Source organism: Aeromonas sp. DSM 116730 (assembly GCF_046581335.1).
Classification (GTDB): Bacteria; Pseudomonadota; Gammaproteobacteria; order Enterobacterales; family Aeromonadaceae; genus Aeromonas; species Aeromonas rivipollensis.
In genome coordinates, this window is record NZ_CP144265.1 from 3,674,095 (window position 1) to 3,685,000 (window position 10,906).

General features: G+C 60.8%; 9 protein-coding genes and 2 rRNA genes (1 of these 11 cut by a window edge). 4 read left to right on the plus strand and 7 right to left on the minus strand.

Features of this window, described 5'->3' with window-relative positions; genetic code table 11:
• Window positions 1–37 precede the first annotated feature (37 nt).
• Window positions 38–892 carry a DnaA ATPase domain-containing protein gene (locus tag Aeroheme_RS16760; protein ID WP_168234435.1) on the plus strand — a complete coding sequence of 285 codons (855 nt, stop codon included), beginning with the start codon at window positions 38–40 and terminating at the stop codon, window positions 890–892.
• A 127-nt stretch (window positions 893–1,019) separates the two neighbouring features.
• Entirely contained in the window at window positions 1,020–1,655 is a 636-nt protein-coding gene (locus Aeroheme_RS16765; RefSeq protein WP_234677424.1) for an SDR family oxidoreductase, read from the plus strand.
• 78 nt (window positions 1,656–1,733) lie between these two features.
• Here the strand turns inward: Aeroheme_RS16765 and Aeroheme_RS16770 are convergent, their stop codons facing one another.
• The 4 genes from Aeroheme_RS16770 to Aeroheme_RS16785 form a co-directional block, all read right to left on the minus strand.
• Entirely contained in the window at window positions 1,734–2,930 is a 1,197-nt protein-coding gene (locus tag Aeroheme_RS16770; protein ID WP_106884862.1) for an ABC transporter permease, read from the minus strand.
• The gene (locus Aeroheme_RS16775) at window positions 2,927–4,063 is read right to left on the minus strand and encodes an ABC transporter permease (protein WP_111911928.1); all 1,137 of its coding nucleotides are present in this window, start codon (window positions 4,061–4,063) and stop codon (window positions 2,927–2,929) included. The genes Aeroheme_RS16770 and Aeroheme_RS16775 overlap by 4 nt, the downstream gene beginning before the upstream one ends.
• Complete coding sequence (locus Aeroheme_RS16780) at window positions 4,063–5,067, minus strand: HlyD family secretion protein (RefSeq protein WP_394293420.1); 1,005 nt, start codon at window positions 5,065–5,067, stop codon at window positions 4,063–4,065. The genes Aeroheme_RS16775 and Aeroheme_RS16780 overlap by 1 nt, the downstream gene beginning before the upstream one ends.
• Window positions 5,068–5,140: 73 nt before the next feature.
• On the minus strand, window positions 5,141–6,547 hold the full coding sequence (locus Aeroheme_RS16785; protein ID WP_408753592.1) for a TolC family protein: 1,407 nt from the start codon (window positions 6,545–6,547) through the stop codon (window positions 5,141–5,143).
• 292 nt (window positions 6,548–6,839) lie between these two features.
• Here Aeroheme_RS16785 and dusB point away from each other — a divergent pair, with 292 nt between their 5' ends.
• Together dusB and fis are read left to right on the plus strand one after the other, a co-directional pair.
• The gene (gene dusB, locus Aeroheme_RS16790; RefSeq protein WP_111911924.1) at window positions 6,840–7,805 is read left to right on the plus strand and encodes a tRNA dihydrouridine synthase DusB; all 966 of its coding nucleotides are present in this window, start codon (window positions 6,840–6,842) and stop codon (window positions 7,803–7,805) included.
• 25 nt (window positions 7,806–7,830) lie between these two features.
• Window positions 7,831–8,127: a DNA-binding transcriptional regulator Fis gene (gene fis, locus Aeroheme_RS16795; RefSeq protein WP_005309538.1), complete on the plus strand. Its 297-nt coding sequence runs from the start codon at window positions 7,831–7,833 to the stop codon at window positions 8,125–8,127.
• Window positions 8,128–8,214: 87 nt separating this feature from the next.
• Here the strand turns inward: fis and Aeroheme_RS16800 are convergent, their stop codons facing one another.
• From Aeroheme_RS16800 to Aeroheme_RS16810, 3 genes are all read right to left on the minus strand, one after another.
• Window positions 8,215–8,847, minus strand: coding sequence for a LysE family translocator (locus tag Aeroheme_RS16800; RefSeq protein ID WP_368168924.1), 633 nt, complete (start codon window positions 8,845–8,847; stop codon window positions 8,215–8,217).
• Window positions 8,848–9,133: 286 nt separating this feature from the next.
• Window positions 9,134–9,248, minus strand: a 5S ribosomal RNA gene (gene rrf, locus Aeroheme_RS16805).
• Window positions 9,249–9,374: 126 nt separating this feature from the next.
• Window positions 9,375–10,906: ribosomal RNA gene (locus tag Aeroheme_RS16810) — 23S ribosomal RNA — on the minus strand; it runs 1,358 nt beyond the window's last position.

Sequence of the window (10,906 nt, forward strand, 5' to 3'; positions counted from 1 at the left end):
CCCCTTGCCACCCTAGCCCCAGCAGAAGGAGTATCCCATGACAGATCCGCACGACCCTCTGCGCCAGGAGCTGGAGGAGATCGAGGCCAAGCGCCGGAGGATCGCCAAGGCCAAACAGGACCATCGTGTGCACGATCCCGAGCTGAGCCAACACGTGGGCGGCCTGCTCGAGCGCATTCGTCGCCTGCAGGCCCAAACCGGCGGCACTCAGTACGACTACGAGACCCTGCGCAAGGAGTACGATGCCAAGGCCAATGCCGAGGTGCGCGAACTGCAGAAGGCGGCGCGCCAGGAGCGGATCCAGAAGCTGATCGCCCAGGCCGACCTCAACCCGGACTGGATCTTCGAGAAGATGGATGCCGGCGACCCCGCGCTGCAATACCCCATGGAGACTGCCCGCTACTTCATCAGCGGCTTCGAGCATTGGGAGAAGAGCGGCGGCGGCTGCATGCTCATCTACGGCGACTACGGCACCGGCAAGTCCACCCTGGCGGGTGCCGTGGCCCATGAGCTGATCGAGCGCCACCAGAAATCGGTGATCTTCCAGCAGTGGGCATCCATAGTGGACAGGCTCTTCTTCAACGTGATCCAGGATCAGGAGGAGCGCAACCAGTACCGCCGCGCCCTGGAAGAGGTGGACCTGCTGATCATCGACGAGGTCGCGGCCAACCGCGCCAAGATGGCGGAGAGCCAGTCCAGCTTCCTCGGCCACCTGTTGCGCCGCCGTCGCAACCTCTCGAAAAGCGTCATCATCATCACCAACCACAGTCCACAGAGCCTGCATCAGGCCATAGGTGACTTCAGCTTCGAGGCGATCAAGGCGTTCAACCCTGTGGATATCCACCTGAGCGGCCCCAGTCGTCGCCCCAGCATAGGCCACTACAACGGTTGACCCTGTGCGAGCCCGGGCCAGTTGCCCGGGCTCGCCGCATTTCTCCCTCCTCTCAAATAAAAACAACTCTCATTTACAGCGCTGTGCCAACCCTTTAGGCTAACCCTTTCGCCACAGGGAGCAGCACATGCCAACCACACTTGTCTTCGGAGCCAGCCGCGGGCTGGGCCGCGCCTTCACCGATCAGGCCCTGCGCCAGGGTCACAGGGTCCTGGCCCTGGTTCGCCAACCTGAGATGGCCGCCGAGCTGCGCACCCTGGGAGTCGAGGTCATCGAAGGAGATGCGCTGGACCCGGCCGCCGTGCAGCAGGCTTGCGCGCAAGCGGGCCCAACTGCCCGGGTCATCTCCACCCTCGGTAGCTTCCGTCAGCCACAACCCGTGGATTATCAAGGCAATCGCAACGTCATCGACGCCATGGAGCAGACCGGGCTCATACGCCTGCTGCTGGTGACGTCCCTCGGCTGCGGCGACAGCTGGCAATACCTGCCCGAGCGGGCCAGGGCGGCGTTTGGTCATGAGGTGCGCTTGAAGAGCCTGGCGGAGAGCTGGCTGCAGAGCAGCACGCTCGGCTGGACCATCCTTAGGCCGGCCGGCTTGCAGGATGGGGAGGCAACCGGGCGTGCCGAGCTGAGCCAGGGCAAGGAGGTGCACGGCCTAGTGCGCCGCGCCGACGTGGCCGCCCATGGCCTGCGCCTGCTGACCGATGAAGCTGCGCTGGGGCAGATCTACGCCATCGGCGATCCCGAGCTCCATCGCACCTGACCCATCCAAGACCCAATCCACCGCATAAAAAAACGGTCAGCCCTTGGGCTGACCGTTTCACACTCTGTCGCCGCCGCATTATCTCGCCTGGCTGGCGGCCGTGACACTCGCCACCTTGGCAACCGGCAGCGACTGTTGACGCCAACGCAGCAGCAGGCAGGCGAGGCCGCCATGAAGCAGTGCCAGCCCCCATAGCTGCCACCAGTAGTGGGAGACCTGAGCAAACTCGGCCCCCATCTGGTTGAGGCGCAGGAACCCCTCTATGGCCGGCGTGCTCGGCACCCACTGGGCCAGCCAGTTGAGAGGGGTCGGAATGAGCTCCAGCGGCCAGATGAAGCCCGCGAGGAAGACTAGCGGCAACGAGGAAATGAGCACTACCTGGGTCGGCAGGTCGCGACGGGTAAACAAGGCCCCCAGCACCACCCCAAGCCAGGTGGTGGCCAGCAGGAAAGGCAGGGTGAACAGCCACAAGGCGGCCGGCTCGGCGGTGCGGGCTATGCCGTAGTAGTCTAAGCAGAAGCCGAAGAAGTAGGTCACTGGCAGCACAAACAGCCCCCCCACCACCAGAGTGCGCGCCAGCAGCAACGCCAGCACGGGCACCTGCTGCCAATAGCCCTGCTCCCCTCGCCCGCTTCGCTGGTTCTGGGTCGCCCCCAGAATGCCGGTGCCCATCAGCAGCACCTGGTGCAGGATCAGCACGAAGACAGCCGGCACCACGTAGTTGACATAACCCATGGAAGGGTTGAACACAGGCACCACGTTGAGCCCGACCGCATTCCAGCCCATGGCGGCCTGGGGCAGCGCCTCGCCCTGGCTCAGCAGCCTGGCCACCTTGACCTGAGCAGCCAGGGTGCCTCCGGCCTGGGCCAGCCCCTCGGCTATGGTGCCGTAGACCAGGAAGTAAGAGGCGTCCCCGGCGTAACTCAGCGTGACGCTCTTGCCCAGCATCAGATCCCGGTAGAAGTGACGGGGAATGTGCAATATGCCGCTGGCCTTGCCGGTCAGCAGCCACTGACGGGCCTGTGTCAGGCTGTCGACCCGCGCCACCAGTTTCACCTGGGGCGTCGCGTCGGCCATGAACTCCAGCTGACGGGAGAGCTGGCTGCCATCATCGTTGACCACCACCACCGCCTCCTCGCGAGGCAACTGATGCAGATAGGGTTGCGGATAGAGGAAGGAGTAGAAGAACACGCCGCCAAACAGGGTCAGCATGATGGCCCTGTCCGCCAGCAGGGTACGCAACTCGAGACGCACCAGATCCCAGAATCCCATCATGACGTGGACGCCTCCTGGCTTCGGGCAGCAGTTGCCTGGGGTTGATAGCGCCGCACCACCAGCAGCAGCGGCAGCAGGAACAACAGCAGGGCGCCGAACTGGGGCAGGGCCGCCGTCAGCGGCTGGCCGTAGTTGGTCTGGCCTATCTGCAGCTCGACATAGTGGGAGATGGGCAAGAGGCTGCGCCAGAACTGGGCCACATCCCCCATGGCGCTGACCGGGAAGGTCACCCCCATGAAGGCGAAGCCCGGCGCCGTGTAGGCTCCCGCCAGGGAGAGCGCACGGGCCGGATCCCGAATGACGCCGTAGAAGAAGGCCCCCATGCTGACGCAGGCGGCCGAGGCCAGCCCCAGACCCAGCGTCAACACCAGCCAACTCCCCTGCATGGGATAACCCAACCCCTTGAACAGCAGCAGACTCCACGCCAGCCCCCACCCCCACCCGATGAGCACATGGGGCAGCAAGGTGCGCCAGAGGCCGAACCAGACCCCTCTGGTGGTCCAGTCCAGACCGAGTCGATCGGTGCGGGCCAGGGCGTTGAGGCCATAGAGCACCACCAAGATCTGCCACACCGCGGGCAGCAGGGCGCTCAGTAGAAACTGGGCGTAGCTGGAGTTGATGTTGTAGAGCGCCGTCACCTGGCTCGCGATGGGCACCGATTGCCCCAGCGCCCCGGGAAGCGCCTTGCCGTCGGCCATGGCCGCGAGCACGCCCACCTGGCCGTTGAGGGTGCCCACCACCTGGGCCAGGGCCGCGTTGACCAGCTTGGCGATCAGGATGAACTGGCCGTTGTTGAAGACGGTCACCTTGGGCTGGGTGCCCTCGCGGGCATCCCGCTCCAGGTGGTTGGGGATCACCACCAGGGCATAGATGTCCCCCCCACGCAGCGCCCTGGCACCCTCGTCTATGGTGTCAAACTGCTGCGCTATCTTAAGCCCGGCGGAGGCATCCAGCGAGAAGGCGAGCTGGCGGGAGAGCGAGCTCCTGTCCAGATCCACCAGACCCACCTTGAGATCCCGCGCCAACCCCGCCGAGAAGATCCAGCACAAGAGCCCGATCAGCAGCAGCGGGATCCAGCTGGTCAGGGCCCGGCTGAAGGGGTCTTGCCACAGCAGCCGCCATTCTCGTCCCATCAGAGTTCGACCAGCACGCTCATGCCAACCCGCAACCCTTCAACCGGTTGCAAGGGGCGCGCCTCCACCTGGAAGCTCTTCATGTCGAACCCCTGACGGGTGTCGGTGGCTCGCCAGGTGGCGAAATCCCCCATCGCGGCCACATGGGCCACCTTGAAGCGTACCGTCTGATCGCCAAGGCCCGGGATGCGGGCATCAAACTCGGTGCCGACAGGGAAACGGGGCAGCAGATCCTCTCGGATATGGAACTGGGCCCAGGCATCCTTCATGTCGAGCAGGGTCACTACGGGGAAGCCCTGGGGCGCCAGCTCGCCGCTGCGCAGCAGCACCTGGGCGACCTCCCCCGTGTGGGGGCTGGCGATGCGAGTGTCGGCCAGATAGGCCTCGACCTCGGCCACTCCGCCTGCCGCCATCTTGGCCTGCTCCCGTGCCGCGACCTTGGTCTCCTCCCGCGCCCCTTCCAGGGTCATCTGATATTGCTGCCAGGCCATGCCTTCGCTGTATTTGGCCGCCTGCCAGGCCGTCCAGGCCTCGTCACGCTTTTGCAGCGGCATGACGCCGTCCCTATGCAGGCTGGCGATACGCTCATAGGTTTTTCCACGGAGCAGGGCGGCCGCCTTGGCTTGCTGCCACTGATCCTTGGCCGCGGCTATCTGCTGGGCCCGCGCCCCCTTCTCGGCCTCCTGCGCCATGGCGCCAGCGGCCGCCTGACCGGCCTTGGCCTGGCTCAGCTTGGCCTCGATTTCCGGGCTCGCCAGGGTGAACGCCAGCTGACCCTTGGCCAGTTGATCTCCCTTCTTCACCAGCACCTCGTCGATGCGCCCCGCCACCTTGGAGGAGACAGCATACTGCTGCGCCTCTATCTGCCCTTGCAGGCGCACCGGCTCCGGTTGATAAGCCAGCCAGAAACGCCAGCCCAGCCAGATGACCAGCAGCACCAGGGCAAGTGGCAGCAACCAAGGCTTGCCCTGGCTCATCTTCTTCTTGATGGGGGGATGACTCATGAATTCACCTCGGCAAAAGGGCGACCCTTGGCGGTCGAAACAGTGATGGACAGATGGACCTGCAGGGTCGAAGTCATGAATTCACCTCTATCGCCTGACCATGCTGATATTGATTGAAACTGTTCATCTGACCGGAGAGCGCCAGCAGGCGGGCCAGGGAGATCACATATTGATAGGCTGCCGCGGCACGCTGGGTCTTGACCCCGGCCAGCTGGCTCTGGGCATCCACCACATCCAGGGAGGTGGAGAGCCCCTGACCAAACGCCTTGTCCCGCAGCCGCACGTTCTCCTCGGCCAGGGCCTGGGTCGAGGAGAGGGCGTGATACTCCTCCAGCCCCTGCGCCGCCTCGCGCCAGGTCTTCTCGACCAGCAATTCCAGATCCTGGCGGGTCTTGGCCTGCAGCAGGTTGACCTGCAGCTCGGCACTCTTGGCCGCCTGCACAGTCTCGGAGCGGCCGTCGCGGCTCACCAGCGGCATGCTGACCCCGACCCCGACCAGCCAGTCCGGGGTGGTCTTGGAGACGATGGAGTCATCTTCATAGAGGTTGTAGTTGCCGAACAGGAAGAGCTCGGGGGCGTATTTGCCCTTCTCCAGCTTGATCATGCCCTGGGCCTGCTCCTTCTTGGCCGCCAGCAGCTTGAGGCCAGGGTGTACCGCCAGGGTCTCCTCCACGAAGGGCGTGAGCTGTGGCATCCCCTCGTTGATGAAGAGCCGGGTATTGGGCTCCGCCTGCTTGAGCTTGAGCATGTGGCCGAGCGCCAGCTGGGCTATCTCCAGGCTGCGCCGCGCCTTCTGGGTATCGATGCGTGCCCTGTCATAGGCCGACTGGGCGGAGAGTCGCTCGACCCGGGCTATCTGGCCCTGGGCTTCGAGCTTTTTGGCATGATCCAGATGGTGGGCCAACCCCTGCTCTATTTCCTGCTTGGTCTGCACCACCTGGGCCGCCAGCACCACGCCGAAGTAAGTCTGGGAGAGGCTCTCGAAGGTGGACTGCTGCTTGAGCACCAGCAGCTGCTGCGCCTCGCTCACCTGCGCCTGGCGGATGTCCTGGGCCGCATCTATGCGTCCACCGGTGAAGAGGGGCCAGAGCATCTTGACCGAACTGGTGACCACGTTCTGCTTGGTGAGGGGGGTAACGAAGTCGCTGGGACTGAGGTTGAGCGCCTGCATGACGGGGCCCAGCACCTTGCCAAATTCCGGATGATTGGCGATGGGGTTCAGATCCAGCATGTCCAGCTCCATCGGCTGATCGAGGTGGGTATAGCTGGCCCCCATATCCACCTTGGGCAGGTACATGCCCTTGGCCGCCTCGCGCAACTGCTCTGCCCGCGCCACCCCGGCCTGCTCCGCCGCCAGCCCGTCATCTTGCTGGATGACCCGGCTCCAGGCCTCGGTGAAGCTGACGGTCTGCGCCTGCGCCGAGCCCAGCATGGCTCCCAGCAGGCCCGGGCAGAGCAATTTGATGAACCTTGACGTCATACATCCCCAATTTATGTTTGTAATAAAATTGTGTGGAGCCTTTGCTCGATTCAGGCTCGCTATCATAGCGTAAACAGGCGCCGGAAAGAGACTGGCAAATCACCGAGTCCCTCACTCATTTGACCCTGACCATGGTCCCAGACAATATGTCTGATTTTCAAGCACTCCTGAATTTGCAAGCCTTGGCGCGACGTTTTTTTCAGAAAAAAATGGCTGACGCTCAAATACTAACCTTTTCTCCTGACTAAAAAATGCGTAATATACGCCGCCCTAAGCCGATGGTAACCGTGGAATGCAGATAGGTCCCCACACGCTTGAAACTCCCTTGATCGTGGCCCCCATGGCCGGTGTAACAGACCGACCATTTCGTGAACTTTGTTTACGTTTGGGAGCAGGCATGGCCGTTTCCGAGATGCTGCTGGCCAACCCGGATGTCTGGGATACCCAGAAAACCAGGATGAGAATGGGCCACTCTGCCGAAACCGGACTGCGATCGGTCCAGATTGCCGGAGCCGACCCCGAGATGATGGCGTTTGCTGCCCGCTACAACGTGGAGCAGGGCGCTCAGATCGTCGACATCAACATGGGATGTCCGGCAAAAAAAGTGAATAAAAAGTTGGCAGGCTCCGCCCTGCTGCGCCAACCCGATCTGGTCAGATCCATCTGCCAGGCTGTGGTGAATGCAGTAGAGGTACCTGTCACCTTGAAGATCCGCACAGGATGGGATCCGGATAACCGCAATGGCGAGGAGATCGCCCGAATCGCCGAAGATTGCGGTATCGCGGCCCTTGCCGTGCATGGTCGTACCCGCTCCTGCCTCTACAAGGGCGAAGCGGAGTACGACACTATCAGGGCGATTAAGCAGGCCGTATCGATTCCTGTTGTCGCCAATGGTGACATAGACAGCCCGGAGAAGGCCCGGTATGTCCTCGACTATACCGGCGTCGACGCCGTGATGATCGGCCGTGCTGCGCAAGGACGACCCTGGATTTTCCGGGAAATCCGTCATTTTCTTGAGACGGGCACCAAGCTGCCGCCTCCCGACAGGGAAGAGGTTCGCACCCTGATGAACGAGCATGTTACCAATCTGCATCAGTTTTACGGTGCATATCTGGGAGCGCGCATTGCCCGTAAACACGTGGGCTGGTATCTGGATGAAGAAGAGACGGGCCGAGAATTCCGTAAGCACTTCAATGCCCTGGATTGTGCAGACGCACAGTTGAACGCGCTTGAAATGTATTTCGATGGATTAGGTTAACGCATAACTAAAGAGCCGACCGAATATGTTCGAACAAACCCTGACTTCTGATGCATTGGTAACAACTACTCACAATCACGCTGCCGAGCCGACCCAGCGCCCCCTGCGTGACTCTGTGCAACAGGCCCTGCGTAACTACCTGGCCCAGTTGAACGGTCAGGAAGTGATTGATCTGTACGATATGGTTCTCTCCGAAGTCGAAGCCCCCATGCTGGACGTGATCATGCAGTACACCCGTGGTAACCAGACTCGCGCTGCCGTGATGATGGGCATCAACCGTGGCACCCTGCGCAAGAAACTCAAGCGCTACGGCATGAACTGATTTCAATCATCCTGCTGCAGTGCAGATAAAGGCGTATCCCAGCGATGGGATACGCCTTTTTCTATGGCCGGCTTTCCGGACAGCGCCTTACTCCGCGGCCAGCTTGATGCCGAGCCCCACGAACAGGCCCCCCATCAAGCGATTGAGCCAGCGTCCCAGCCGGGCAGGCAGGCGCACCTTGCGACTCGCATAGGCGGTCGAGAAGGCCAGCAGGTGGCACCAGATCATCCCGTTAATGTTGAAGATGCAGCCCAGCACGATAAACGCCAGCGCCTTCTGCGGCGCATCGGGGGCGATAAACTGAGGTACAAAGGCGAGGAAGAAGAGCGCGACCTTGGGGTTGAGTACATTGGTCAGCAGGCCCTGCCTAAAGATCCGCCCATAGGAGAGCGCTGGCAGCGATACTGCGGGCTCGCTCGCAACAGATGAGCTTGCGCCTTGCCTGAGCAGGGAAATCCCCAGATAGACCAGATAGAGCGCCCCCATCAGCTTGATGACGGCGAACAGCTCGGCCGAGGCACTCAGCAGCGCAGACAGCCCCAGGGCCGCCGCCAGCACATGCACCATGGTGCCCGTTCCTATGCCCAGCGCGGCCACCGAGCCCGCTCGCCAGCCTTGCGAGCCACTGCGCAGCATGATGAGCAGAGAGTCCGGCCCCGGCATCATGTTCAGCAACAGCCCGGATACGATAAACAACGCCAGATCGTGGATCCCCAACATACACAGCTCCCTTGCCGATGAAACTCACAGTCTATGGATCCAGCCCGCCTTGTCACTCCCCATTACGGCAATAGTGGGCATAAGCAGGAGGCATAGCCAGGGGCTATCAGGGTTGGTGGGCGAGAGAGTAGAAGGGTCGAAAGGTAATCAAGTGGCTAAACAACGGGCCATTTATTGAGGCAGATGGCCTGAGCGTTCTCTGCTCCATAAGAAAATCAGTGCTGAAGCGCTGAATTTCAGGCAATAAAAAACCCCGCTCATTGAGCGGGGTTTCTTCTAATTGGGTGCCTGGCAGTGTCCTACTCTCGCATGGCGAATGCCACACTACCATCGGCGCTACCGCGTTTCACTTCTGAGTTCGGCATGGGATCAGGTGGTTCCACGGCGCTATGGCCGCCAGGCAAAAAACTTCAATCTCGGAAAGCTGACGTGAATAACGACTTAGCTAGTTTGCTTTGTCATTATCACTGAATTAGGTAGTAGTTCGTTCACTTGCTACAAGGCCCAGAACACTTCTTGGGTGTTGTATGGTTAAGCCTCACGGGTAATTAGTATGGGTTAGCTCAACACGTCGCCGCGCTTACACACCCCACCTATCAACGTTGTGGTCTCCAACGGCCCTTTAGGACCCTCAAGGGGTCAGGGATGACTCATCTCAGGGCTCGCTTCCCGCTTAGATGCTTTCAGCGGTTATCGATTCCGAACTTAGCTACCGGGCAGTGCCACTGGCGTGACAACCCGAACACCAGAGGTTCGTTCACTCCGGTCCTCTCGTACTAGGAGCAACTCCCTTCAATCATCCAACGCCCACGGCAGATAGGGACCGAACTGTCTCACGACGTTCTGAACCCAGCTCGCGTACCACTTTAAATGGCGAACAGCCATACCCTTGGGACCGACTTCAGCCCCAGGATGTGATGAGCCGACATCGAGGTGCCAAACACCGCCGTCGATATGAACTCTTGGGCGGTATCAGCCTGTTATCCCCGGAGTACCTTTTATCCGTTGAGCGATGGCCCTTCCATTCAGAACCACCGGATCACTATGACCTACTTTCGTACCTGCTCGACCTGTCCGTCTCGCAGTTAAGCTGGCTTATGCCATTGCACTAACCTCCTGATGTCCGACCAGGATTAGCCAACCTTCGTGCTCCTCCGTTACTCTTTGGGAGGAGACCGCCCCAGTCAAACTACCCACCAGGCACTGTCCGCGAGCCCGATTCAGGGCCCTGCGTTAGAACATCAAACATACAAGGGTGGTATTTCAAGGACGGCTCCAGCGCAACTGGCGTCACGCCTTCAAAGCCTCCCACCTATCCTACACATGTAGGTTCAATGTTCAGTGCCAAGCTGTAGTAAAGGTTCACGGGGTCTTTCCGTCTAGCCGCGGGTACACCGCATCTTCACGGCGAATTCGATTTCACTGAGTCTCGGGTGGAGACAGCATGGCCATGGTTACACCATTCGTGCAGGTCGGAACTTACCCGACAAGGAATTTCGCTACCTTAGGACCGTTATAGTTACGGCCGCCGTTTACCGGGGCTTCGATCAAGAGCTTCGCTTGCGCTAACCCCATCAATTAACCTTCCGGCACCGGGCAGGTGTCACACCCTATACGTCCACTTTCGTGTTTGCAGAGTGCTGTGTTTTTGATAAACAGTCCCAGCCATCTGGTCACTGCGACTCCCAACTGCTCCATCCGCAAGGGACTTCACTGTCAAGAGCGAACCTTCTCCCGAAGTTACGGTTCTATTTTGCCTAGTTCCTTCACCCGAGTTCTCTCAAGCGCCTTGGTATTCTCTACCCGACCACCTGTGTCGGTTTGGGGTACGATGACTTGTAATCTGAAGCTTAGAGGCTTTTCCTGGAAGCAGGGCATCAATGGCTTCACCACCGTAGTGGCTTCGTCTCGTGTCTCAGCGTTGCATCTCCGGATTTGCCTAGAGATACCGCCTACGCACTTTCACCAGGACAACCGTCGCCTGGCCCACCTAGCCTTCTCCGTCCCCCCATCGCAATTACAAGTCGTGCAGGAATATTAACCTGCTTCCCATCGATTA

Excerpts from the sequence above, each read along its gene's own strand:
- Aeroheme_RS16800 (WP_368168924.1), bottom strand. The coding sequence starts at position 8,847 with ATGTTGGGGATCCACGATCTGGCGTTGTTTATCGTATCCGGGCTGTTG.
- Aeroheme_RS16760 (WP_168234435.1), top strand. The coding sequence starts at position 38 with ATGACAGATCCGCACGACCCTCTGCGCCAGGAGCTGGAGGAGATCGAG.
- Aeroheme_RS16770 (WP_106884862.1), bottom strand. The coding sequence starts at position 2,930 with ATGATGGGATTCTGGGATCTGGTGCGTCTCGAGTTGCGTACCCTGCTG.
- fis (WP_005309538.1), top strand. The coding sequence starts at position 7,831 with ATGTTCGAACAAACCCTGACTTCTGATGCATTGGTAACAACTACTCAC.
- Aeroheme_RS16765 (WP_234677424.1), top strand. The coding sequence starts at position 1,020 with ATGCCAACCACACTTGTCTTCGGAGCCAGCCGCGGGCTGGGCCGCGCC.
- dusB (WP_111911924.1), top strand. The coding sequence starts at position 6,840 with ATGCAGATAGGTCCCCACACGCTTGAAACTCCCTTGATCGTGGCCCCC.
- Aeroheme_RS16775 (WP_111911928.1), bottom strand. The coding sequence starts at position 4,063 with ATGGGACGAGAATGGCGGCTGCTGTGGCAAGACCCCTTCAGCCGGGCC.
- Aeroheme_RS16785 (WP_408753592.1), bottom strand. The coding sequence starts at position 6,547 with ATGACGTCAAGGTTCATCAAATTGCTCTGCCCGGGCCTGCTGGGAGCC.
- Aeroheme_RS16780 (WP_394293420.1), bottom strand. The coding sequence starts at position 5,067 with ATGAGTCATCCCCCCATCAAGAAGAAGATGAGCCAGGGCAAGCCTTGG.